We start from the raw sequence: 22,035 nt of genomic DNA, 5'->3' as shown, positions 1-22,035 counted from the left end.
TGCTCGCCGCCGCGCCGCCCGAGCCGGGATCCGGCGGGCCGGCGGCGTCCGTCGCCGCGGTGACGTCGGTCGGCGTCGCGGCGACCTCGACGCGGTCAGCCTCGTCCGGCATGCGGCCCCTCCCCCGGTCGGTGCGCGCAGCGGTTACCCCGCTCGGGCCGGTTCACCCCTTCGGGGCGAGCCCGGGTCACCCGGCCGGGCCGCACGCTGGAGGCACGCGGGCGGCCGGCGGCACGGACCCCGGCCGCCCGGCGGCCCCGCGACGACGGGAGGGGCAGGTGGCACGGATGGGACGGCTGGCGGGCCCCGGGCTAGCCCTCGTGGCGGCGGGCGTCCTCGTCCGCCGGCGCCGTCGCCGGCCGCTCACGGCCGCACAGGACCCGCGACCCGGACGCTGGCAGGTGGTGACGGTGGCCGGCCCGCCCGAGGAGGTGCTGCCGTCCGGGCGTTGGCCCGAGCCGCTGCGCCGGCTCGACGGCGCGTTGGAGCTGTCCGCGCGCCCGGCCCCCGGCGGTCGCGGCACCGAACTGGCGGCCCGCCTGCTCGGCGGGTCGACGCTGCCGGGGCTGGCCGCCCACCTGCTCGGTGACGATCCCGGCCGGTTTCTCCGCCACGTGCTGCGGGAGGCCAAACAGCTCCTGGAGACCGGGGAGGTGCTGCGGGCGGACCGCTCACGGCTGGACCGGCCCGGCGCGGCCGGCTGACGGCGCGGTCCTCGCCCCGTGATCCGCGCGGCCGGGAGTGGCACACTCGGCGGATGCGCGACGACCGCCCGTACGACCTCGTCCTGTTCGGCGCCACCGGGTTCACCGGCGGCCTGACCGCCGAGTATCTGGCCCGGCACGCCCCGGACGGGCTGCGCTGGGCGCTGGCCGGCCGCAACCCGGACAAGCTGGCCTCGGTGCGCGACCGGCTGGCCGCGATCGACCCCGGCCTGGCCGAGCTGCCGCTGCTCACCGCCGACGTCACCGACCCCGCGTCACTGCGCGCCGTGGCGGAGAGCGCCCGGGTGGTCGCCAGCACCGTCGGCCCGTACATCCACCACGGCGAGCCGCTGGTCGCCGCCTGCGCCGCCGCCGGCACCGACTACCTCGACATCACCGGCGAGCCGGAGTTCGTCGACCTCATGTACGTGCGGCACCACGCCGAGGCGGTGCGCACCGGGGCGCGGCTGGTGCACGCCTGCGGCTTCGACTCGATCCCGCACGACCTGGGCGCCTGGTTCACCGTCAAGCAACTGCCCGCGGACGGTCCGGTCACCGTGGACGGTTACGTCCGGGCCGGCGGGCGGTTCTCGGCCGGCACGTACCACTCGGCGCTGACCGCGTTCTCCCGCACCGGGGAGATGAGCCGGGCCGCGAAGGCGCGCAAGGCGGTCGAGCCGCGGCCGGAGGGCCGCCGGGTCCGGGCGGTGCCCGGCCGGGTCGGCCGGGTCAGGGAGTTCGGGCAGTGGGCGGTGCCGCTGCCCACCATCGACCCGCAGGTGGTCCGCCGGTCGGCGGCGGCCCGCCCCGAGTACGGTCCGGACTTCCGCTACCGCCACTTCGCCGCGGTGAAGCGGCTGCCCACCGTGCTGGCGGCCGGGGTGGGCCTGGCCGGCGTGGTCGGGCTCGTGAAGCTGCCGCCGACCCGGCGCTGGCTGCTCGGCCGGCTCTCCTCCGGGCAGGGGCCGAGCGCCGCGCAGCGGGCCAGGTCCTGGTTCCGGGTCCGGTTCGTCGGCGCCGGCGGCGGCCGGACGGTGCGCACCGAGGTGGCCGGCGGCGACCCCGGCTACGACGAGACCGCCAAGATGCTCGCCGAGTCCGCGCTCTGCCTGGCCTTCGACGACCTGCCCGCGACCGCCGGGCAGGTGACCCCGGTGACCGCGATGGGCGACGCCCTGCTCGACCGGCTGGTCCGGGCCGGGATCACGTTCCGGGTGCTGGACGCTTGACCCTCGACCGGGTCGAGGGCCCAGGATGCGGCGTCGTGGAGAGCGAACTGCGCAGCATCGGCGAGCTGGCCCGGGCCAGTGGGCTGACGGTGAGCGCGCTGCGGTTCTACGACCGGTCCGGCGTGCTGGTGCCGGCGCTGGTGGACCCGGCGACCGGCTACCGCTGGTACACCGACGACCAGGTCGCCCCGGCCCGCCTCGTCGCCGGGCTGCGCCGGGTCGGCATGCCACTGGCCGGGATCGCCGAGGCGCTACGGCACCGGCACCGGCCGGCCGTGGTGCACGGGCTGCTGGACGCGCACCTGCGCCGCCTGGAGGACGGCCTCGCCGACGCACGCCGTGAGCTCTCCCGGATCCGCACCCTGATCGATCCGGAGGAGACCCCCATGACCACGACCCGACTCGTGCTGCGCCGCGCCGACCTGGCCGCCGCCGTGGACGCCGTCCGGTTCGCCGTCGGCGCCGACCCGGAGCTGCCGGTGCTCTCCGGCGTGCTGCTGGAGGTCGAGCCGGATGGCGTCCGGCTGGTCGCCACCGACCGGCACCGGCTGGCCGTGGCCCGGGCCGGCGGGAAGGTCGACGGCCCGCCCGTCCGCGCGCTGCTGCCGGTCGACGCGGTCGACGAGCTGCGCGCCCTGCTCGACACCGGCGCCGGGATCACTCCGGAGGCGCACCTGACCGTGGCACCGGACCGGGTCGAGATCGCGGTGGCCGGCCGGCCGGTGACCGCCGCCGCGCTGCCGTACGACTTCCCGGACTACCGGCGGCTCCTGCACGGGCAGGTCGGCGATCCGCCCACCCACCGGATCCCGGTGGACGTGGCGGCGCTGCGGCGGGCGCTCACCGCCGAGGGCGCGCCGGTGCTACTGCGGGAGTACGCGGGGGTCGACCACGAGGTGGTCGTGCTCGGCCTGGACGACCGGGGCGGGCTGCGCGTGCTCGGGCCCGACGCCCCGGACGGCCTGCGGGTGGGGGTGAACCGGGAGTACCTGCTCGACGCCCTGGACGCCGGCGGCCGGGGCCAGCTCGTGCTGGAGCTGGACGGGCCGATCGCCCCGCTGGCCGTGCGCCGCCCCGACGACGGGGACGCCTTCTCCATCCTCATGCCGGTCCGCCTCTGACCGGCACCCGCTCCCGGCCGGCCGGCCGGCCCTCGGGCTGTCACGCTGAGCAACCGCACGGCCGACCCCCGACATCACCCACCACCGCCTTTGCTCTGCAGCCATCACCGCAGCGGGCACGCACCGCTACCGGTGCGTCCGTGGCTGCAGAGCAAAGCGGGTGGTGGGTGGTGTCGGGGGTCGCGGAGGGCGGGGGAAGAACGGCAGCTCAGCTGCCTGCGCCCCACGGCGGGCGAGCGCGGCCTGTTCCGACACCTCGACACGTGTCACTCACCGTCACACCCGGCCGCCGGCGCAGCCTTGTCACCGACGGTGACCGCCGGTGGGAAGCGGACCACCGATCCGGCGACCGCCTGCACGGGCCGGGGCGGGCGGAACGGGCCGCGACGGTAGCATCTGGGGGTCCCACCTGACTGCCTGGACGGAGGCGTACGGAGCAGCATGCTCGACATGGAGTTGATCCGGAAGGATCGCGAGGCGGTGGCGACCGCGCTGGCGAAGCGTCTGGATCCCGCCGAGGTCAACCGGGCGCTGGACGAGATCCAGCGGCTCGACCAGGAACGCCGCGCCCTCATCACGGAGATCGACGCCGAGCGGCAGCGCCGCAAGGCCGAGGCGCGCGCGTACGCGGAGGCGAAGCGGTCCGGCGCCACGCCGGAGCCGGTCGCGGAGTCCGAGCGCAAGCAGCTCGCCGAGCTGGAGTCCCAGCTCGACGAGGTGCAGTCCCGGCTGCGCGGCACCATGAGCGAGCTGCCCAACCTGCCCGCCGAGGACGTGGTCGCCGGTGGCAAGGAGGCCAACCGGGTGGTGCGCACCTTCGGCGAGCCGCCGGCCGTCGAGAAGGTCCGCGACCACGTGGAGCTGAGCCGGGCGCTCGGTCTGGTCGACCACGAGCGCGGGGTGAAGCTCGGCGGCTCCGGCTTCTGGATGTACACGGGCCTGGGCGCCCGGCTGGAGTGGGCGCTGGTCAACTGGCTGATCGAGCAGAACATCCAGGCCGGCTACGAGTTCCTGCTCCCGCCGCACCTGCTGCTGGACAGCGCCGGCTTCGCGGCCGGCCAGTTCCCCAAGTTCTACGACGACGTCTACCACCTGGACAAGCAGTCCGCCCCGCGCGGCCAGTTCCTGCTGCCCACCGCGGAGACGGCGATCCTCGGCGCGTTCCAGGACGAGATCCTGGAGACCGCGAAGCTGCCGCTGAAGGCGTTCGCCTACACCCCGTGCTACCGGCGGGAGGCGGCCGGCTCGCACTCCGACGAGCGCGGCACCGTGCGCGGCCACCAGTTCAACAAGGTGGAGATCTTCCAGTTCACCCTGCCGGAGCAGGCGGGCACCGCGCTGGAGGCCATGGTCGGCCACGTCGAGGGCCTGGTCGAGAAGCTGGGCCTGCACTTCCAGACCAGCCTGCTCGCGGCCGGCGACTCCAGCGCCGCGATGAAGAAGACCCTCGACGTCGAGGTCTGGATGCCGAGCACCGGCAAGTACAAGGAGGTGTCGTCGGTCTCCTGGGGCGGCGACTACCAGGCCCGCCGGGCGGCCATCCGCTACCGGGAGCCGGGCGGCAAGCAGACCCGGTTCGTGCACACCCTCAACGGGTCGGCGCTGGCCACCAGCCGGCTCTTCCCGGCCATCCTGGAGCAGTTCCAGCAGCCCGACGGCTCGGTCGTGGTGCCCGAGGTGCTCCGCGACAAGCTCGGCGCCGACCGGCTCACCCCGGTCCGCTGACCGCCTGACGCGCGGCGGGGGTCGGTTCGTCCGGCCCCCGCCGCCGTCTGCGCACCAGGCCGGCCGCCAGCAACAGCAGCAGCACGGCCGCGAGCAGCGCCGGGCCGGCCGTGTCGAGCGCGTGGACCAGGGCCTGCTGCACCTGGGCGGCGGCTCGAACGACGGGGTCGCCGAAGGCGTCGTGGCGGCCCCGGGCGAGCCGCACCTCGTACCAGCCGTACCAGGCGACGTAGCCGCCGGCGACCAGCAGCACCAGGCCACTCAGGCGGGGCACCCGGGCGCCGGCGCCGCGCAACCGGGCCACCAGCCCGCCGCGCAGCAGCGCCACGCCGAGCGCCGCCACCCCGACCACCAGGCCCATCCCGATCGCGTACGCGCCGAAGAGCGCCAGCCCGCGCGCCGCCGAGCCGGCCCGCAGGCTGGTCGCCACGATCGCCAGGAACGGTGCGATGGAGCAGGTCAGCGAGGTCAGCGCGTACGCCGCCCCGAACAGGGCCATGGACGGCCAGGTGCGGGCGAGCCGAGGCGCGCGGGCGAACGGGCGCGGGGTGGGCAGCCGCCGGCCGGCGAGCAGCCAGCAACCGGCCAGCGCCAGCAGCACGCCGAGGGTCACGGTCAGCCAGGGCAACCGGGGGCGCAGCCAGTCCGCCAGCGGCGCGACGGCCAGCCCGAAGGCGCCGAAGACCAGCGCGTACCCGAGGGTCAGCCCGGCCGTGGCGGTGAGCGCGCGGCCGACCGCGCCGCGACCGTCGGCGGGGCCGGCGACCAGAAGCGAGAGGTACGCGGGCAGCATGGCGAAGCCGCACGGGTTGACCGCGGCGAGCATGCCCGCGGTGAGCGCGAGCAGCAGGCCGCCGGTCATCCCCGGGCCAGCGCGTCGACCTGCCGGGTCAGCGACTCACCGTCCAGGAAGCCCTGGTGGACCACCCGGCCGTTCCGGTCCACGATGACGAAGGTGCTCTGCTCGACCACCTCGAACCGGCGCCACAGCGCGCCGGACCGGTCGTCGAGCTGTGGGGTGCCGGCCAGGTCGAACTCGGTGACGAACTCCTTCATGGCCCGCTGCTCGCCCAGCCCGGCGACGCCGACGATCGGCACGGTGTCCCGGTATTTCGGGGCGATCTCGGCGACCGTCCACGCCTGGCTGGCGCAGGTGGCGCACCAGGGCGCCCAGAACCAGAGCACCACCGGCTTCCCGGCCAGGGCGGCGGCGGAGAACGCCGTACCGTCCAGGGTCTTCGCGGTGAACGACAGGGTCTCCGGCACCCGGGCCGGGACCACCGGGGCGGCCGGGGCGGCCGGGGACGCGGACCCGGCGGCGGGCGACGCGGCGGCGACGGCGCCGACCGGGGTGGCCCGCTCCGGCCCGACCGCGCAGGACACCGCGCCGGGCAGCGTGGCGGCCAGCACGGCGGCGGTGACCAGACGGGCGGTACGTGGGGGCATCCGCGTCTCCTCGTGATTCGGCTACTCGGCCCTGACCAGCCGGAGCGCGAGTTCGGGACAGACCTTGACCGCCTTGAGCGCGCCCTCCCGCAGCCAGGTCGGCACCGGGGTGGCGGGGAAGGCGGGGTAACCGTTGCCGTCGAGCCGGATGAAGTCCGGCACCACGTGGGCGCAGAGCCCGTGCCCGTCGCAGCGGGACCAGTCGAGGGTGAGCTTCTGCGGGTTGCCGTCGGGCGCGCCGGGCAGCCCCATCATGCCCTTGACCCGCTTGCCACAGCCCTCGCCGGTGGCGTGCAGCCGCAGGTCCTCGGCGAACACCTCCATGGCGGAGAGCGCGAAGCGGGCGGTGCCGTCGGGGTGGCTGCACGCGCCGCGCCCCTTGACGTCGCCGGCCGCCGCGCGGACCACCTCGATCGGGGCGCTGCCGGAGACGGCCAGGTCGACGGCGCGGGCCAGGTCGGGCAGGCCCATCTTGCACGGGCCGCACTGCCCGGCCGACTCGCCGGCCAGGTAGCGGACCACCTGGGCGGCCTCGCCGAGCGGGCAGGTGTCCCGGGCCAGCGGGACGATGATGCCGGCGCCGAGGGTGCCGCCGACCGCGGCGAGCCCCTTGCGGGAGACCTCGGCCCGCGCCGCCGCCTCCGGGGTGATCCACTTGCCGTGGTAGCCGCCCATCAGGATGCCCGGCCCGTCGGGCACCTCGCAGAGCTCCAGGATCTCCCGCAGCGGGGTGCCGGCCGCACACTCCACCACGGCCGGCCGCTTGGCCGCCCCGCTGACGGTGAGCAGCACGCTGCCCGGTTCGTCGTCGGTGCCGAGCGCGGCGTACTCGTACGGGCCGATCCGGGCGGCGACCGCGAGTTGGGCGTACGTCTCGGCGTTGGAGAGCAGGGTGGGCAGGCCGTTCACCCCGGAGTCGCTGGACCGCTTCTTGGTGCCCGGCGGGATGTGCGGCAACCCGTTGATCCCGTTGACCAGGGCGCCGCCCTCGCCGGAGATGAACCGGTGCGGCACCGTGACGATGGTGGTCGGCACCGGCATCCGCCGCTCCTGCAACGCCTCGGTGAGCGAGGGCCGGCCCACGTCGTCGTCGGCCACCCCGATCACGATCTCCTCGGCGTCCAGCGCGTACGCGGCCAGCGCGGCGCCGTCCAGGACGAGGTGCGGGGCCCGGGTGAGCAGCACCTTGTCCTTCCAGCTCGCCGGCTCCCCCTCGGTGGCGTTGACCACCACCACGGCGGCCAGGTCCTGCCGCTCGCAGGACTCCAGCACGGCGCGCAGCTTGCGGGCGAACGGGAAGCCGGCCCCGCCCTTGCCCTTGAGGTCGATCGCCTCGGCGAGCCGGAGCAGGGCGCCCGGCTCCACCGGCCCGATAGGGCCGTGCACCTCCTCGTGGGCCAGCAGGTCGAGCCGGCCGAACTCGGCGAAGCCGGCGGTGAGCCGGGGCTCGCCGACGCAGGCCACCGGCGGCACGGTCGTCCGCATCACCGGGCCTCACCCCGCAGCCCGGCCCAGTACGCCCCGTCCACCGCGTCCGCGTTGGCCCGCTTGCGCCGGCTCGACCGGGTCTCGCCGGAGGCCCGCATGGCCCGCCGGGAGGCGAGGTCGACCAGGGTCGGGGTGTCGTCGACGAAGGCGTCGTCGGCGGCGTAGCGGGCCGGCGGGCGCCAGTAGTCCGGCTCCTCCGGCACGGCCTCCTCGACGCTGTGCCGGCCGCTGCCGCTGCGCGGCGCCGACGAGATCGGGCCGCCGGAGATCGGGCCGGCCGAGATCGGCTCGCCGGAGACCGGCTCCCATCGACGCGGGCTGTCCCACGGCTCCTCCGGCTCGTCGGTCCGGCGCGGCGGGGCCGAGTAGCGGGCGACCTCCGCCGGGGTGGAGTAGCGGGTGCCGGTGTCCGGCGGGGCCGAGTGCCGGCCCCCACCCTCGGGTGGGGCCGAGTAGCGGGCGGCGGCCTCCTCGGCGCGGGACCGGCGGGCGGTCCGCTCCTCCTCGTCCCGGTAGCGCCGGGAGGCCCGATCCTCGTCCCGCCGCCGGGCCACCGCCTCGCGCTCCTCGCGCCGGGCCACCCGATCGTCGCGCCGCCGGGCGGCCGCCGCGCGGACCGGCGAGCGCAGCGTCCCGGGCTCCGGCACGACGGGTACGGCGAACCGCTCGGGATCGCGGCGCCGGGCGGTGCCGGCCGGCGCGGTCCAGGTGGCGGTGGCCTCCGCCCAGCCGCCCTCCCGACCCCGGCGGCTCTCCTCCTTGCCAGCGGCCCGGCGCCGGGTCAGGCCGGCGAACACGCCCGTGCGCTCCTCCCCCTTGCCGGCCATCGCCTTGTTGAGCGCGGCGGCCTGGTGCTGCTCCCGGGTGCGCCGGCCGAGGTGGACGGAGAGCCGGACCAGCAGCGCCACCACCACCAGCAGCACGCAGGCCAGGTAGCTCAGCACCACCCAGGTCTTCGCCGCCCGGCCGGCGTTGAGCCCGTGCAGCAGCGCGAACGGCCAGGAGACGTACGCCATCGAGTGCAGCGCCCGCCACATCCACCTCGGACCGGCACCGGCGAACCGGACCCGGACGATGCCGGTCCAGAGCACGCCGACCATCAGCAGCGCGGCGACGGTGCCCAGCCCGACGTAGAGGCCCCGGCCGCCGAGGAACGGCACCACCGCGTCGGTCGGCCCGGCCCGGCCGGTCGAGATCTTGGTGATCACGTGGAAGACCAGCCCGGCCACGCCGAGGATGCCGGTGGCCCGGTGCGCCGACTGGAGCAGCACCCGGTGCCGGATGAGCAGCACCAGCCGGTCGGTGGCGAGCAGACCCAGCATCACGGTGAGGCTGAGCGAGACCAGGGCGACCACCCCGGCGAAGAACTCGGTGAAGAAGAATCCGTACGAGTACATGACGGTGCCGGCGCCGGCCAGTTCCAGGCCGGCCCACGCGACGGCGAGCGCGGACGCGGCGAGCGCCACCATCGCGGACCTCGACATGGTCCGGGCACCTCGGCTGGTGCTGGTGGTCCGGACGGTCGTCGCCTTCTCGTTCTGCTCTGCCCGGGCCATCTGCTCCTCGATCGTCTCGCGGCGGCGCCCCACCGGCCGACCCTGCTCCCTCCTCCAGTACGGACGGACGGCACGGGCGGATCACCTCCGGTGGCGAATTTCTCGGCCGGTCCGTCGAACCGTCCGGCCCCGGGGCGCGTGTAACGCGTTTCGCAACGACATATGTCCATGCGTTGACAGGTCTTGCAACACGCTTGTAACCTTGCCGAAAATTTCAGCCCGACTTGCAAGAAGTCGGCACTGATCCTTCCCCCGCGCCGCACCCCCTCAGGAGTCCCGATGCATCGACGTCGATGCCGCTCGGCGGCCCTCGCCCTGGGCCTGGTCGCCAGCCTGCTCGTCCCGACCACCGTGGCGGCTCCCCCGGCCGCCGCCTCCACCCCCGGCAGCAAGAAGGTCATCGTCCAACTCTTCGAGTGGAACTGGACCTCGGTGGCCAACGAGTGCACCACCGTGCTCGGCCCGAAGGGCTACGGCTACGTCCAGGTGAGCCCGCCGCAGGAGCACGTCAAGGGCAACCAGTGGTGGGTGGCCTACCAGCCGGTCAGCTACCGGATCGAGTCCCGCAAGGGCACCCGCGCCCAGTTCCAGTCGATGGTGAACACGTGCCACAACGCCGGCGTGAAGGTGATCGTCGACGCCGTGGTCAACCACATGTCCGGCCAGGACAACGGGGGCACCGGCTGGGCCGGCAGCACCTACGGCCACTACGACTACCCGGGCACCTACGGCTCGCAGGACTTCCACTACTGCGGCCGCAACGGCAACAACGACATCGTCAACTACGGCGACCGGTACGAGGTGCAGAACTGCGAGCTGGTCAACCTCGCCGACCTGAAGACCGAGTCGGACTACGTGCGCACCCGGCTCGCCACGTACCTCAACGACCTGCTCTCGCTCGGCGTCGACGGCTTCCGGCTGGACGCCAGCAAGCACATGCCGGCCGCCGACATCGCCGCCGTCAAGGGCAAGCTGTCCCGCTCGGCGTACCTCGTGCAGGAGGTCATCTACGGCGCCGGCGAGCCGATCCAGCCGACCGAGTACACCGGCAACGGCGACGTGCACGAGTTCCGGTACGGCAAGGACCTGGCCCGGATGTTCAACAGCGAGCGGCTGGCGTACCTGCGGAACTTCGGCGAGTCCTGGGGCTACCTGCCCGGCGGCTCGGCGGTGGTCTTCACCGACAACCACGACACCCAGCGCGACGGCGGTGTGCTGACCTACCGCGACCGCGGCGAGTACGCCCTCGCGAACGCGTTCATGCTCGCCTGGCCGTACGGCACCCCAGCGGTGATGTCGAGTTACACGTTCAGCAACAAGGACCAGGGGCCGCCCTCGGACGCCAGCAACAAGACGTCGAACACCACCTGTTACTCGGGCTGGGAGTGCGAGCACCGCTGGCGGGTGATCGCCAACATGGTCGGGTTCGCCAACGCCACCCAGGGCGCCGGCGTCGCCAACTGGTACGACAACGGGTGGCAGCACATCGCGTTCAGCCGGGCCGGCAAGGGCTACCTCACCATCAACGACGAGGACTTCGCCATCACCGGCCGGTCCTACTACACCGGCCTGCCGGCCGGCCGCTACTGCGACGTCATCCACGGCGACTTCGGCAACGGCTCGTGCAGCGGTCCGGTGGTCACCGTGGACTCGAACGGCTGGTTCGCCGCGACCGTCAACGCGCACGACGCGATCGCCATCCACCTCGGCGCGAAGCTGCCCTGACCTGGGGCGCGACCCGGCCACCCCGCCGAACTCGCGGGTCCCCCGCACCGCCGTTTCGCGGCGCGGGGGACCTTCCGCCCGATTACAGTACGGATCGTGCTGTTTGACCGATTGTTCTCGCGGTGGACGTTCGGCTGGCTGCTCGCCGCGGTCGGCGTACCGGTGCTGCTGGCGGCCGCGCTGCTGGTCGGGCGGACCCTCACCGGCGGCCCGGCCCCGGCGCCGGTCGCCGGCGCCCCCACGGCGGCGCTGCCACCCGCCCCGGACGAGCCGAGCCCGTCCCCCGAGGAGTCCGTGCCGACCGCCGCGCCCGCCCCGGACGACCTGCCGGTGGTCACCTACGACCCGGCGCCCGGCGGGTTCCCCGCCGACCCGGGTCCGGCCGACACCCGGCCGCTGGCCGAGGGGCTGACGCCGACCCGGAACGTGGCCGCGTACGACGCGCCGGGCGGCCGGCCGCTGGCCTTCCTCGCCCCCACCATCAGCGGCGTCGAGCTGACCGTGCCGATCGTCGAGCGCCGGGTCGGCTGGACCGCGGTCCTGCTCCCCTCGGCCAACCGGCGGATCGCCTGGCTGCCGGCCGGCGGCTGGCGCACGGTCACGCTGCCCGACCAGATCGTGGTGGAACGCCGGCCGCACCGGCTCACCTGGTACCGGGACGGCCGGGCCGTGCGTTCCTGGGAAGTCAGCCTCGGCATGCCCGGCCAGTCCACGCCGCTCGGCCGCACCTTCGTCCTGGGCCGCACCCCGCCCCCGCAGGACGTCTACGGCGGGGTGGACATCTTCGCCCTCGGCGCGATCCCCGACGACCCCGGCGCGGTGCCGACCGGGCTGCGCGGCGCGCACATCGGACTGCACAGCTGGTACACCGACGACACGCTCGGCCAGAACGTCACCAACGGCTGCATCCGGCTCACCCGCAGCGGCCAGCGACAGCTCCTCGCCGCCCTGCGGCCCGGCACCGCGGTCGTGGTGGTGGACCAGCTCGCCAGCCCGCCGGCCACCGCCTGAGCCGGGCTAGTCGCCGAGCAGCCAGCCGTTCTCCTCGGCCACCCGGACCGCGTCGGCCCGGTTGCGGGCGCCGGTCTTGCCGATCGCCGCGGAGAGATGGTTGCGCACCGTCCCCTCGGACAGGTGCAGCGTCGCCGCCAGCTCGGCCACCGTGCCGCCGCCCCGGGCGGTGCGCAGCACCTCGGTCTCCCGTTCGGTGAGCGGGCTCGGCCCGGTGGCCAGCGTCTCCGCGGCGAGCGTCGGGTCGACCACCCGCAGCCCGGCGTGCACCCGGCGGACCGCGTCGGCGAGCTGCCGGGCCGGGGTGTCCTTGACCACGAAGCCGTTCGCGCCCGCCTCCATGGCCCGGCGCAGGTAGCCGGGCCGGCCGAAGGTGGTTACCACCAGCACCCGGCAGCCGGGCACCGCGGCCCGCAGCGCCGCCGCCGCCGCGACCCCGTCCAGCCCGGGCATCTCCACGTCGAGCAGGGCCACGTCGGGCCGGGTGCGCAGCGCCGCCGGCACCACCTCGTCGCCCCGCCCCACCTCGGCCACCACGGTCAGGTCCGGCTCCAGGGACAGCAGGGCGGCGAGCGCGCCCCGGACCAGCGCCTGGTCGTCGGCGAGCAGCAGCCGGATCGGCTCGGTCATCCGGTCGCCCCCGGTTCGGCGCCGGGCAGGGTCACCCGGAGCAGGAAGCCGCGCCCGCCACGGGGGCGGCCGACGGTGACCGTGGCGTCCAGCCGCCGGGCCCGCTCGCGGAGCCCCACCAGGCCGTGGCCGGCCGCCGCCGGCTCGCCGGCCGGCCCCCGGCCGGCGTCGCGGATCTCCCCGGCCGTGGGGTCGACCCGGATCTCGCAGCGCCGGGCGCCGCTGTGCCGGACCACGTTGGTCACCCCCTCGCGGACCGTCCAGCCGAACAGCTCGTCCCGCTCCGCCGGCAGCGAGGGCGCCGTCTCCGGCAGGTCGGCGGCGATGCCCGCGGCGGCCAGCGCCGAGCGGGCGCCGGCCAGCTCCGTCGCCAGGTTCACCCCGCGGTACGCCCCGACGGTGCCCCGCACGTCGGCGAGGGCCTGCCGGGCCAGCCGCTCGACGTCGGCGATCTCGGTGGCCGCCCGGGCCGGGTCCAGCTCCAGCAGCCGCCCGGCCAGCTCCGCCTTGACCGCCACCACGGTCAGCGAGTGCCCGAGGATGTCGTGGAGGTCCCGCGCGGTACGGGCCCGCTCCTCGGCCACCGCGAGCCGGTGGATCTCCTGCTGGGCGCCCTGGAGTTCGGCGTTGCGCTGGGTCAGCCGGGTGACCCCGAACATGGCGAACGAGGCGAGCAGCACGGCGAAGACCACGGTGCCCTCCGCCTCCCAGCCGGGCACCAGCGCGGCCGTCACCGGCGGGGTCAGCGCGGCCAGCGCCACCACCACCAACGCCTGCCGGGTCGGCAGCAGGAACACCGCCGCCGCGGCGACGAAGACCAGGGTGGTCAGCCAGTCGCCACCGGTGCCCGGGATGCCGGCGAGACCGAGCCCGACCAGCACCGCCACGGCCGCCCAGGCCGGGACGAGCGGGATGGCCCGGTGCGCCAGCCGGTGGGCCCGGGCCCACTGGAAGACGAGGACGTAGCAGATGCCGAAGGCGACCAGCGTGCCCGCGCCCAGCACCCGCCGCCAGACCTCCGGCTGGTGCAGGGCCGCGAGCAGCGGGATGTTGAGGAAGAAGAGCCAGACCGCGGCCAGCAGCCATCCGGTGACCCGCCAGTGGCGGGTCGCCAGATAGTTCCGGTCCCACGGAAGGTGCATCGTGAACACGCTAGCCCCGCCGACGTGGGTCAGACGCGGGTGGTGTCGCGGCGGAACAGCCGGGCCGCGCCGAGGCCGAAGAAGGCGGTCCAGGCGGTCACGTTGCCGACCGCCGCCCAGTCCAGCCCGTTGCCGGTCAGCGGCGCCCGGGCGAGCTGGCCGACGCCGTACACCGGGGTGAACTTGGCGATCTGCTGCATCGCGTGGGGCAGCACGTCGAGCGGGACGAACAGCCCGCCGAGCATGGCCAGGATGGCCAGCGCCGGGCCCATGAACTGCATGACGTTCTCGGCCGGGGCGAGGTAGCCGACGAAGAGGCCGAGGGCGGCGAAGACCAGGGAACCGATCCAGGCGGTCAGGCCGGACTCGACCCAGACGTGCGCCGGCATCCGGACCCCGGAGGCGGCGCCGACGGTGAACTCGACCAGCACGCCGAGCAGGCCGAGCACCATCGCGGTGGCCACCTTCGTGGCCACGTACGCGGCCGGGCGCAGCGGGGTGAGCCGCAGCTGGCGGCTCCAGCCCAGCGCCCGCTCGGTGGCGACCGCCGCGCCGGCGCTGGTGGTGGCGACCATGGCCGCGTAGACGGCCAGGCTGATCATGATCCAGCCGGTGACCGGCAGGCCGTTGTCCAGGTTCTGCCCGCGCTGCGGCAGGCCGAACAGCAGGAAGAACACCGCCGGCATGACGAGGATGAACAGCAGCGTGCGGCGGTTGCGCAGCACCCGGCGGATCTCGATGCCGAGCACGGCGGCGGAGAAGCCGCCCAGGGCGGGGGGCCGGCGGCTCCCGGCCCGGGGGGACGAGGTGGTGGCGGACGGGGCGGTGACGGTCATCTCAGGCTCCGGATTCGGCGCGGGCGGCGGTCAGGCGGCGGTGGTCAGGGCGAGGAAGGCGTCCTCGAGGTTGCGCGAGGTGATCTCCAGGTCCCGGGCGTCGGTCCGGGTCAGCAGGTGCCGGGCGACGACGTCGGAGTCCTCGGTGTGCACCAGCACGGCGTCGCCACGCACCTCGACCGACTGCACGCCGGGCAGCGCCGCCAGCACGGCCTGGTCGGCGCCGGGCAGGGTGGCCCGGACGACCCGGCCGGCCGCCAGGTTCTTGATCTCGGCGGTGGTGCCGTCGGCGACCACCCGACCCTGGCGGATCAGCACGATCCGGTCGGCGTACGCGTCGGCCTCGTCGAGGTAGTGGGTGGCGAACAGGACGGTCCGGCCGGAGCGGGCGTCGGCCCGGATGGCCTGCCAGAAGTCCCGCCGCCCCTCGACGTCCATTCCGGTGGTCGGCTCGTCGAGCACCATGAGGTCGGGGTCGGGCAGCAGCGCCAGGGCGAAGCGCAGCCGCTGCTGCTGGCCGCCGGAGCACTTGCCCACCGGGCGGTCGGCGATGTCGGCGATGCCGGCCCGCTCCAGCACCTCGGCCGCCGGCCGGGTGTGGCCGTAGAAGTGCGCGGTCATCCGTACCGTCTCGGCGACGGTGAGGTCCTTGAGCAGGCCGCCGGTCTGCATCACGGCGGCGACCCGGCCGAGCCGGACGGCGTCGGCGGGCGTGCCGCCGAAGAGCCGGACGGTGCCGGCGTCCGGGCGGGCCAGCCCGAGCAGCATGTCCACGGTGGTGGTCTTGCCGGCGCCGTTGGGGCCGAGGAAGGCCACCACCTCGCCCGGGGCGATCCGGAGGTCGAGCCCGTCGACGGCGGTCACCGGGCCGAAGGTCTTGGTGAGTCCGGCCAGCTCGACGGCCGGTGGGGTGTCGGTCATGACGACGATGCTCCGGGGACCGGCGGTCCGGTCCCCGGAGCGGGCGTCATCTTCCGACCGTGACATTTGTCAGGGGCGGCCCTCAGTGCCCGCCGCCGGCCCCCTCCCGGGCCCGGCGGGGAAGCAGGAACGCGCCGGCCACGGTGACCACCAGCAGGCCCAGCTCGGAGTGAGGGCGGCCGGGCCGGGTAACCAGCGCCCGCGTTCAACCGTCGCGACAGCGGGAGGTCTGGACATGGGCGCACCGACGGGACGGGTCGACACGATCGTGCTGATCCACGGCCTCTGGATGACGTCACGCAGCTGGGAGCACTGGGTCGACCGGTACGCGGCGCGCGGTTTCAAGGTGCTCACCCCGGCCTGGCCGGGCATGGACGTCGAGGTCGAGCGGCTGCGGGAGGATCCGACGCCGATCGCCGCGCAGCGGATCACCGGCATCGTCGACCACTACACGGCGATCATCCGCGGGCTGCCCCGGCCGCCGATCATCATGGGGCACTCGTTCGGCGGCCTGATCACGCAACTGCTGGTCGATCGGGGACTCGGCGCCGCCGGGGTCGCCATCCACCCCGCCCAGATCAAGGGCGTGCTGAAGCTGCCGCTCGCCACGTTGCGCTCCTCGTACTCGATCCTGCACAACCCGGCCAACCGCAATCGCGCGGTGCCGTTCACCCGCGAGGACTTCCGGTACTCGTTCGGCAACACCATCAGCCCGGAGCAGTCGGACGCGGCCTGGGAGCGGTACGCCGTACCGGGCGCCGGTCACGTCCTGTTCGAGGCGGCCTTCGCCAACCTGAACCCGGACGCAGCCACGAAGGTGAACACCAAGCGGGAGGATCGCGCCCCGTTGCTGCTGACCGCCGGCGGCGAGGACCACGTGGTGCCGGCCTCCGTGGTGTCGTCCAACGCCAACCTCTACCGGGGCTCGACGGCGATCACCAGCTACCGGGAGTTCCCGGGCCGGTCGCACTTCGTCGGTGGCGAGCCCGGCTGGGAGGCGGAGGCGGACTTCGCGCTGGAGTGGGCGGTGGAGGCGGCCAACGAATACTCACCGACCGTGGTCAGCACGGCCCCCGGCCGCCGCTGAGGTGCCTGCAGGCTGCGCCAACTGACCCGCCACCAACGGCGCGTGGTGGCATGGGTGCGCGGAGTAGGGGTATGACGAGGCCATGAGGGCGAGCTTCCGGCTTGGCCGGATCGCGGGTGTACCCGTCGGGGTCAACTGGAGCGTCCTGGTCATCTTCGTGCTGATCGCCTGGGCGCTGTCCGCCAGCCAGTTCCCCCGCGCGTACCCGGGCCACTCGGCCGTGGCGTACGTGGCCGCCGGCCTGGCCGCCGCGGTGGTCTTCTTCCTCGGCCTGCTCGCCCACGAGGTGGCCCACGCAGTGGTCGCCAAGCGCAACGGCATCGAGGTCGAGGGAATCACGCTCTGGCTCTTCGGTGGCGTCTCGGAGCTGAAGGGCGAGGCCCGCGACCCGGGCGCGGAGCTGCGCATCGCCGGAGTGGGGCCGTTGGTCAGCCTGATCATCGGGCTCTTCTTCGGCGCGATAGCGGTGCTGCTCGCCCTGACCGGCGCGCACGGCCTGCTGCTCGGTTCGCTGTCCTGGCTGGCCGGCATCAACGTGCTGCTGGCCATCTTCAACGTGCTGCCGGCCGCCCCGCTGGACGGCGGCCGGCTGCTGCGGGCGGCGGTGTGGAAGGCCACCGGTGACCGGACGAAGGCGTCGGTGGTGGCGGCCCGGGCCGGCTGGGTCCTCGGCGCGCTGCTGATCGGGCTGGGGCTCTGGCAGTTCCTGATCGGCAGCGGGGTGGGCGGGCTCTGGCTGGCGCTCATCGGCTGGTTCCTGATCGGCGCCGCCGGCATGGAGGAGCGCCAGGCGCGGATGGGCAGCGCGCTGCGCGGCATCCGGGTCGGCGAGGTGATGACCCCGCAGCCGCAGACCGCGTCCGGGGAGATGACCGTCGCCGACTTCGTCGACCACTACCTCTTCGCCTACCGGCACTCGGCGCTGCCACTGACCGAGGAGGGGCGGCCGATCGGCCTGGTCACCCTCGACCGGGTCCGCGGCATCCCGGCCGACCGGCGCGCCTCGACCACCCTGGCCGAGGTCTCCTGCCGGGCCGACGAGCTGGTGCTCGCCAACCCGGACGAGCAGCTCAACGACCTGCTCCCCCGGCTCAGCCAGTGCGCCGACGGGCGGGCCCTCGTGGTGACCGATCAGCGGCTGGTCGGGATCGTCTCGCCCAGCGACATCAGCCGCGCCGTGCAGCGCGGCAGCATGCGCGAGCAGATGACCGCCGGCCGCTCCTAGCCGTCGCCCAGCAGGCCGCGCAGGTGCGCCCGAATCCAGGCCGCGATCGGGCGACTCGCTGGTACGTCAGTATCGAGGGAAGTAACGGTCCAGCAACGCGGTGCGGAACTTGCCGGCCGGGTCGAACTCCCGAAGCAGGGCGCGGAAGTCGTCGTGGCGGGGGTAGGCGGCGGCCGGGTCGCGGGTGAAGAGCTTGCCCCAGTGCGGGCGCGGGACGAAGGGGGCGAGCCGCTCCTCCACCTCGGCCAGCACCGGTGCCACGGCGGCCGGGTCGCCGACCCAGGTGAAGTGGACGGCCAGGGTGTCCCGCTCGTGGTTCGGGCTCAGCCACAACCCGTCGGCGGCCACCGTACGCAGCTCGCAGACCTGGAGCACGGCGGCGATCCGCTCGGCCGCCGGGTCGAGCGCGGCGAGCGCCGCCGCGGCGTCCGAGCGGGCCAGGTGCCACTCGGACTGGAGCTCGTCGCCGCTGCTCGGGGTGAAGCCGAGCCGGAAGTGCGGCAGCCGCTCGTGCCACGGGCCGGGCGCGCCGAGCTGGACGGTGCAGTTCTCCGCCGGCATCCCCGGCACCGGGTGGCGGGGCGTGTGGGTGGCGCGGGTGTCCAGCCAGTCGGCCGGGGGCGGCGGCTGGTCGGCCCGCTGCTTGAGCCACACCTGGTCGAAGCGGGGCGACCGCCAGCCGGTGAAGACGCTCACGCTGTAGGCCGCGTCGAGGGCGTCGTCCAGCGCCGCCCGGGGCAGGCCGAGCCGGACGTACTGCCGCACCTCGAACGCGGGCACCACGTCGAGGGTGAGCCGGGTGACCACGCCCAGCGCGCCGAGGTGGACCACCAGCCCGGCGAACCGGGGGTCGGCGCGGTCCACGGTGAGCAGGTCACCCTCGGCGGTGACCAGCTCCAGGGCGGCCACGGCGGCGGCCAGGTTGCCGTGGGTCGGCCCGGAGCCGTGGGTGGCGGTGGCGACCGCGCCGGCCACCGAGATGTGCGGCAGCGAGGCAAGGTTCGCCAGCGCGTACCCCTCGGCGTAGAGCGCGGTGGCCACGTCGCCGTAGCGCAGCCCGGCGGCGACGGTGACGGTGCCCCGGTCGCGGTCGAGCGCGACGGTCGGCGGCAGCCCGGCCACCGACACCTGCTCGCCGGTCGTGTCGCCGAGCCGGTTGAACGAGTGTCCGGTGCCGACCGCCCGGATCCGGTCCGCTCCGGCCACCAGCCGGCGCAGCTCGTCCAGGGTGGCGGGCTCGTGGCGGGCCCGGGCCGACCAGGTGACGTTGCCCGCCCAGTTGGTGCCGGTCACGCGGTGGCCTCCCGGTCGGTGCTGGCGTCCTCCGCGAGCGCGGCGCAGAGCGCGTCCAGCGCCGCCTCCACCTGCGTGGTGGAGTATCCGCGCAGCGCCACCGGCAGCCCGGCGGCCCGGGCCTGTTCGATCTCCGTCCGGGCGGCCCGCCGCTCGGCCGGCCCGCCCCGGGCGAGCGCCTCCCGGGCCCGGTGCACCAGCCGGTCGACCTCGCGGATGTCGTAGCCGCGCAGCCCGACGGTGAAGGCGAGGTCCGCGCCGGCCGGCCGGGTGCGCGCGTCGGTGAACCGGTCGCCCGCGTACCGGGCCAGCGCCGCCGTTACCTCGTCGGGACTCTCCCGCACCTGGGTGAGGTCGAGCAGTTCCACGGCGGGACGGCCGTCGCGCGGATGCCGGGCGGTGACCGGCAGGCCCGACGGCAGCCCGGACCCGGGCACGCCGACCAGCCGGCCCGCGTCGTCGAGGGCGAGCGCCGCGAACTGCTCCCAGCGGTACGCCCCGCGCAGGCCCGGCCGGCGCACCTCCAGCCCCTCGGGGCCGAGGACGCAGCGGAACGGCCGCAGCGCGCCGACCAGCACCTTGACGCCGATCACCACGATCCCCAGGGCGACCAGCATCCGCAGCACCGGCCCGTCGCCGGCGACGGCGAGCACCATCACCCCGCCCGCCACGCAGACGAGGGCCAGCGGCAGGACCCCTCGGTTGCGGTGCAGCTCCATGTCGTTCCCCCCGTTCCCGTCGCCGGTGTCCGGGTGCATCATCCGCCAATCGCGCAAGGCGTGGTTGCCCCGCCACCGGGTAGGGAACCCTGTGGACATGAGCAGCTACCGCGACCCGACCCTCCGCGGCGACGTGCATCCGTCGGAGGAGGAGATCGACCCGACCGGCGTGGGTCCCGAGCCAGCCGGGCCGGCGTACGCCACGGCCCCGGCGCCGCCGCCGGCCCCCGAACCCGAGCCCGACCCGATTCCCCATCCCGGGCCGCCGCCCCGGACCGCCGGGGAACGGTCGATCGCCCGCTGAGTGGGACCGGCTCAGACCTGCCGCATCACCTCGGCGGCGACCAGCTCCAGGTGGTCCAGATCGGCCAGGTCGAGCACCTGGAGATAGACCCGCTCGCTGCCGATCTCCGCGTACCGGCCGAGCTTGTCGACGACCTCGGCGGGGGTGCCGGCGGCCCCGTTGGCGCGCAGCTCGGCGGGCTCCCGGCCGATCGCCGCGGCGCGCCGGGCCACCTCGGCCTCGTCCCGGCCGCAGCAGAGCACGAGGGCGTTGGACCAGGTCATGGTCGACGGGTCCCGGCCGATCTCGGCGCAGGCGTCCGTCACCCGCTGGAACTGCGCCGCCGAGTCCTCGACCGAGGCGAACGGCAGGTTGAACTCGTCGGCGTACCGGGCCGCGAGGCGGGGCGTCCGCTTCGGGCCCATGCCGCCGAGCAGGATCGGCGGGCGCGGCTGCTGGACCGGCTTGGGCAGCGCCGGAGAGTCGCTGACCGGGTAGTACTTGCCGGGGAAGTCGAAGGTCTCCCCGGCCGGCGTCTCCCAGAGCCCGGTGATGACCGCGAGCTGCTCCTCCAGCCGGTCGAACCGCTCCCCCAGCGGCGGGAACGGGATGCCGTACGCGGCGTGCTCCTCGGCGTACCAGCCGGTGCCGATGCCCAGCTCGACCCGGCCGCCGCTCATCTGGTCGACCTGGGCGACGGTGATGGCCAGCGGCCCGGGGAGCCGGAAGGTGGCCGCGGTCATCAGGGTGCCGAGCCGGATCCGTTTGGTGTCCCGGGCCAGGCCGGCCAGGGTGGTCCAGGCGTCGGTCGGGCCGGGCTCGCCGCTCACCGAGCCCATCTTCAGGTAGTGGTCGGAGCGGAAGAAGGCGCCGAAGCCCGTCTCCTCCGCGCGGCGGGCCACGTCGAGCAGCTGGTCGTAGCCGGCGCCCTGCTGGGGTTCGGTGAAGATCCGCAGTTCCATGCCCCGAGCATAGGAAGCGGGTCGGCCCGCCGTGCCCGCGCATCGTATTCCTTGACAGGCATATGAACCGTGGGGCATATTGAGGGCGTGTCCGGGGACGCCTTCGCCGTGCTGGCCGAGCCCACCCGACGCCGCATCCTCGACCGGCTCCGCCGGGCGGAGAGCAGCGTCGGTGACCTCGTGGACGCGCTCGGCATGAGCCAACCGGCCGTCTCGAAGCACCTCAAGGTGCTGCGCGAGGCCGGCCTGGTCAGCTGCCGCACCGCCGCCCAGCAGCGGATCTACCGGCTCGACGTCGGCCCGCTGCGCGACGTGGACGACTGGCTCGGGCCGTACCGGCGGATGTGGTCGGAGCACCTCGACGCCCTGGAACGCCATCTCGACAGTCAGGAGTGACCATGGAGCGCGACAGCTTCCGGCCCGGCCCACTCGCCGACGTGGCCTGGGCGCCGGCCGGCGACCGGTGGGATCTCGTCCTCGTCCGCGACCTGCGGCACCCACCGGAGAAGGTGTGGGCCGCCCTCACCGAGCCGGACCGGCTCGCCCAGTGGGCGCCCTTCCTGGCCGACCGTGACCTGGGCACCCCCGGGCCGGTCACGCTCGACACCGTCGACGGCGACCGGAGCTGGCCCGCCCCGGCCACCGTGCGGCGCGCGGAGCCGCCCACCCTGCTCGAATACACCTGGGGCGACGGCCTGCTGCGCTGGGAACTGGCCGGCACCGAGACCGGCACCCGGCTGACCCTGCGGCACCGCTTCGACGACCGCGCGCTGGGCGCGAGCATGGCCGCCGGCTGGCACCTCTGCCTCGACGTCGCCGGCCACCTGCTCGACGGCGACCCGGTCGGCCCGATCCGGGGCGCCGAGGCCAAGGAGTTCGGCTGGGACGAGCTGCGCGCCGCGTACGCCGAGCGCCTGGACGACTGACCGGCC

Annotated in this window: 22 protein-coding genes; 11 read left to right on the top strand and 11 right to left on the bottom strand. The window is 75.0% G+C overall.

Going from position 1 to position 22,035, the window contains the following annotated elements:
* Nucleotides 1-287: 287 nt before the first annotated feature.
* The 4 genes from ABZV78_RS19215 to serS all read left to right on the top strand — a co-directional run bounded on the left by ABZV78_RS19215 (nucleotide 288) and on the right by serS (nucleotide 4,779).
* On the top strand, nucleotides 288-704 hold the full coding sequence (locus ABZV78_RS19215; RefSeq protein WP_355640291.1) for a hypothetical protein: 417 nt from the start codon (nucleotides 288-290) through the stop codon (nucleotides 702-704).
* A 53-nt stretch (nucleotides 705-757) separates the two neighbouring features.
* Nucleotides 758-1,933 carry a saccharopine dehydrogenase NADP-binding domain-containing protein gene (locus tag ABZV78_RS19210; protein ID WP_355640289.1) on the top strand — a complete coding sequence of 392 codons (1,176 nt, stop codon included), beginning with the start codon at nucleotides 758-760 and terminating at the stop codon, nucleotides 1,931-1,933.
* A gap of 47 nt (nucleotides 1,934-1,980) precedes the next feature.
* On the top strand, nucleotides 1,981-3,054 hold the full coding sequence (locus tag ABZV78_RS19205) for a MerR family transcriptional regulator (protein WP_355640295.1): 1,074 nt from the start codon (nucleotides 1,981-1,983) through the stop codon (nucleotides 3,052-3,054).
* A 441-nt stretch (nucleotides 3,055-3,495) separates the two neighbouring features.
* The gene (serS, locus tag ABZV78_RS19200; RefSeq protein ID WP_355640287.1) at nucleotides 3,496-4,779 is read left to right on the top strand and encodes a serine--tRNA ligase; all 1,284 of its coding nucleotides are present in this window, start codon (nucleotides 3,496-3,498) and stop codon (nucleotides 4,777-4,779) included.
* Here the strand turns inward: serS and ABZV78_RS19195 are convergent.
* From ABZV78_RS19195 to ABZV78_RS19180, 4 genes are read right to left on the bottom strand one after another with little or no spacing between them, the layout of a single operon-like run.
* Entirely contained in the window at nucleotides 4,763-5,641 is an 879-nt protein-coding gene (locus tag ABZV78_RS19195; protein ID WP_355640285.1) for a cytochrome c biogenesis CcdA family protein, read from the bottom strand. The two genes, serS and ABZV78_RS19195, sit on opposite strands and share 17 nt — an antisense overlap.
* Nucleotides 5,638-6,225, bottom strand: coding sequence for a redoxin domain-containing protein (locus ABZV78_RS19190; protein ID WP_355640283.1), 588 nt, complete (start codon nucleotides 6,223-6,225; stop codon nucleotides 5,638-5,640). Before ABZV78_RS19190 ends, ABZV78_RS19195 begins: the two co-directional genes overlap by 4 nt.
* Nucleotides 6,226-6,246: 21 nt before the next feature.
* On the bottom strand, nucleotides 6,247-7,713 hold the full coding sequence (locus ABZV78_RS19185) for an NADH-ubiquinone oxidoreductase-F iron-sulfur binding region domain-containing protein (RefSeq protein WP_355640281.1): 1,467 nt from the start codon (nucleotides 7,711-7,713) through the stop codon (nucleotides 6,247-6,249).
* Complete coding sequence (locus ABZV78_RS19180; protein ID WP_355640279.1) at nucleotides 7,710-9,302, bottom strand: hypothetical protein; 1,593 nt, start codon at nucleotides 9,300-9,302, stop codon at nucleotides 7,710-7,712. The genes ABZV78_RS19185 and ABZV78_RS19180 overlap by 4 nt, the downstream gene beginning before the upstream one ends.
* 246 nt (nucleotides 9,303-9,548) lie before the next feature.
* Here ABZV78_RS19180 and ABZV78_RS19175 point away from each other — a divergent pair, with 246 nt between their 5' ends.
* Together ABZV78_RS19175 and ABZV78_RS19170 are read left to right on the top strand one after the other, a co-directional pair.
* On the top strand, nucleotides 9,549-10,994 hold the full coding sequence (locus ABZV78_RS19175) for an alpha-amylase family protein (RefSeq protein WP_355640277.1): 1,446 nt from the start codon (nucleotides 9,549-9,551) through the stop codon (nucleotides 10,992-10,994).
* A 96-nt stretch (nucleotides 10,995-11,090) separates the two neighbouring features.
* Nucleotides 11,091-12,005, top strand: coding sequence for a L,D-transpeptidase (locus tag ABZV78_RS19170; RefSeq protein WP_355640275.1), 915 nt, complete (start codon nucleotides 11,091-11,093; stop codon nucleotides 12,003-12,005).
* 6 nt (nucleotides 12,006-12,011) lie between these two features.
* Here ABZV78_RS19170 and ABZV78_RS19165 read toward each other — a convergent pair whose 3' ends face one another.
* Genes ABZV78_RS19165 through ABZV78_RS19150 form a run of 4 tightly spaced genes read right to left on the bottom strand, consistent with a single transcriptional unit; the run spans nucleotide 12,012 to nucleotide 15,534 of the window.
* Nucleotides 12,012-12,635, bottom strand: coding sequence for a response regulator transcription factor (locus ABZV78_RS19165; protein WP_355640273.1), 624 nt, complete (start codon nucleotides 12,633-12,635; stop codon nucleotides 12,012-12,014).
* Nucleotides 12,632-13,777 (bottom strand): sensor histidine kinase, encoded by a 1,146-nt coding sequence (locus ABZV78_RS19160; protein WP_355640271.1) that lies wholly within the window; start codon nucleotides 13,775-13,777, stop codon nucleotides 12,632-12,634. The genes ABZV78_RS19165 and ABZV78_RS19160 overlap by 4 nt, the downstream gene beginning before the upstream one ends.
* A gap of 29 nt (nucleotides 13,778-13,806) precedes the next feature.
* Nucleotides 13,807-14,613 (bottom strand): ABC transporter permease, encoded by an 807-nt coding sequence (locus tag ABZV78_RS19155; protein ID WP_355640269.1) that lies wholly within the window; start codon nucleotides 14,611-14,613, stop codon nucleotides 13,807-13,809.
* 30 nt (nucleotides 14,614-14,643) lie between these two features.
* A complete protein-coding gene (locus ABZV78_RS19150) occupies nucleotides 14,644-15,534 on the bottom strand; it encodes an ABC transporter ATP-binding protein (protein WP_355640267.1) in 891 nt (296 codons plus the stop codon).
* A 235-nt stretch (nucleotides 15,535-15,769) separates the two neighbouring features.
* Here ABZV78_RS19150 and ABZV78_RS19145 point away from each other — a divergent pair, with 235 nt between their 5' ends.
* Both ABZV78_RS19145 and ABZV78_RS19140 read left to right on the top strand, forming a co-directional pair.
* Nucleotides 15,770-16,621: an alpha/beta fold hydrolase gene (locus ABZV78_RS19145; protein ID WP_355640265.1), complete on the top strand. Its 852-nt coding sequence runs from the start codon at nucleotides 15,770-15,772 to the stop codon at nucleotides 16,619-16,621.
* 82 nt (nucleotides 16,622-16,703) lie between these two features.
* Nucleotides 16,704-17,846 (top strand): site-2 protease family protein, encoded by a 1,143-nt coding sequence (locus ABZV78_RS19140; RefSeq protein WP_355640263.1) that lies wholly within the window; start codon nucleotides 16,704-16,706, stop codon nucleotides 17,844-17,846.
* Nucleotides 17,847-17,912: 66 nt separating this feature from the next.
* Here the strand turns inward: ABZV78_RS19140 and ABZV78_RS19135 are convergent, their stop codons facing one another.
* Entirely contained in the window at nucleotides 17,913-19,139 is a 1,227-nt protein-coding gene (locus tag ABZV78_RS19135; protein WP_355640261.1) for an FAD-binding protein, read from the bottom strand.
* Nucleotides 19,136-19,900 carry a hypothetical protein gene (locus ABZV78_RS19130; protein WP_355640259.1) on the bottom strand — a complete coding sequence of 255 codons (765 nt, stop codon included), beginning with the start codon at nucleotides 19,898-19,900 and terminating at the stop codon, nucleotides 19,136-19,138. Before ABZV78_RS19130 ends, ABZV78_RS19135 begins: the two co-directional genes overlap by 4 nt.
* A 55-nt stretch (nucleotides 19,901-19,955) precedes the next feature.
* Here ABZV78_RS19130 and ABZV78_RS19125 point away from each other — a divergent pair, with 55 nt between their 5' ends.
* Complete coding sequence (locus tag ABZV78_RS19125; protein ID WP_355640257.1) at nucleotides 19,956-20,162, top strand: hypothetical protein; 207 nt, start codon at nucleotides 19,956-19,958, stop codon at nucleotides 20,160-20,162.
* 11 nt (nucleotides 20,163-20,173) lie between these two features.
* On the opposite strand, the gene ABZV78_RS19120 is transcribed toward ABZV78_RS19125, so the two are convergent.
* Nucleotides 20,174-21,103: an LLM class F420-dependent oxidoreductase gene (locus ABZV78_RS19120; protein ID WP_355640255.1), complete on the bottom strand. Its 930-nt coding sequence runs from the start codon at nucleotides 21,101-21,103 to the stop codon at nucleotides 20,174-20,176.
* Between the two features lie 87 nt (nucleotides 21,104-21,190).
* On the opposite strand from ABZV78_RS19120, the gene ABZV78_RS19115 reads away from it, so the two are divergent.
* Nucleotides 21,191-21,499 carry a metalloregulator ArsR/SmtB family transcription factor gene (locus ABZV78_RS19115; RefSeq protein ID WP_355640253.1) on the top strand — a complete coding sequence of 103 codons (309 nt, stop codon included), beginning with the start codon at nucleotides 21,191-21,193 and terminating at the stop codon, nucleotides 21,497-21,499.
* Nucleotides 21,500-21,501: 2 nt separating this feature from the next.
* Nucleotides 21,502-22,029 (top strand): SRPBCC family protein, encoded by a 528-nt coding sequence (locus ABZV78_RS19110; RefSeq protein WP_355640251.1) that lies wholly within the window; start codon nucleotides 21,502-21,504, stop codon nucleotides 22,027-22,029.
* Nucleotides 22,030-22,035: the final 6 nt, after the last annotated feature.

This window comes from Micromonospora sp. NPDC004540, from assembly GCF_040610095.1.
Classification (GTDB): Bacteria; Actinomycetota; Actinomycetes; order Mycobacteriales; family Micromonosporaceae; genus Micromonospora.
The sequence above is the reverse complement of the archived record's forward strand: the minus strand, read 5'-3'. Positions and strand labels throughout refer to the sequence as shown.

Bases quoted from the DNA above. Each gene is read 5' to 3' on its own strand.
- ABZV78_RS19215 (WP_355640291.1), top strand. From the start codon at position 288: ATGGGACGGCTGGCGGGCCCCGGGCTAGCCCTCGTGGCGGCGGGCGTC.
- ABZV78_RS19210 (WP_355640289.1), top strand. From the start codon at position 758: ATGCGCGACGACCGCCCGTACGACCTCGTCCTGTTCGGCGCCACCGGG.
- serS (WP_355640287.1), top strand. From the start codon at position 3,496: ATGCTCGACATGGAGTTGATCCGGAAGGATCGCGAGGCGGTGGCGACC.
- ABZV78_RS19195 (WP_355640285.1), bottom strand. From the start codon at position 5,641: ATGACCGGCGGCCTGCTGCTCGCGCTCACCGCGGGCATGCTCGCCGCG.
- ABZV78_RS19190 (WP_355640283.1), bottom strand. From the start codon at position 6,225: ATGCCCCCACGTACCGCCCGTCTGGTCACCGCCGCCGTGCTGGCCGCC.
- ABZV78_RS19175 (WP_355640277.1), top strand. From the start codon at position 9,549: ATGCATCGACGTCGATGCCGCTCGGCGGCCCTCGCCCTGGGCCTGGTC.
- ABZV78_RS19165 (WP_355640273.1), bottom strand. From the start codon at position 12,635: ATGACCGAGCCGATCCGGCTGCTGCTCGCCGACGACCAGGCGCTGGTC.
- ABZV78_RS19160 (WP_355640271.1), bottom strand. From the start codon at position 13,777: ATGCACCTTCCGTGGGACCGGAACTATCTGGCGACCCGCCACTGGCGG.
- ABZV78_RS19155 (WP_355640269.1), bottom strand. From the start codon at position 14,613: ATGACCGTCACCGCCCCGTCCGCCACCACCTCGTCCCCCCGGGCCGGG.
- ABZV78_RS19150 (WP_355640267.1), bottom strand. From the start codon at position 15,534: ATGACCGACACCCCACCGGCCGTCGAGCTGGCCGGACTCACCAAGACC.
- ABZV78_RS19145 (WP_355640265.1), top strand. From the start codon at position 15,770: ATGGGCGCACCGACGGGACGGGTCGACACGATCGTGCTGATCCACGGC.
- ABZV78_RS19140 (WP_355640263.1), top strand. From the start codon at position 16,704: ATGAGGGCGAGCTTCCGGCTTGGCCGGATCGCGGGTGTACCCGTCGGG.
- ABZV78_RS19130 (WP_355640259.1), bottom strand. From the start codon at position 19,900: ATGATGCACCCGGACACCGGCGACGGGAACGGGGGGAACGACATGGAG.
- ABZV78_RS19125 (WP_355640257.1), top strand. From the start codon at position 19,956: ATGAGCAGCTACCGCGACCCGACCCTCCGCGGCGACGTGCATCCGTCG.
- ABZV78_RS19120 (WP_355640255.1), bottom strand. From the start codon at position 21,103: ATGGAACTGCGGATCTTCACCGAACCCCAGCAGGGCGCCGGCTACGAC.
- ABZV78_RS19110 (WP_355640251.1), top strand. From the start codon at position 21,502: ATGGAGCGCGACAGCTTCCGGCCCGGCCCACTCGCCGACGTGGCCTGG.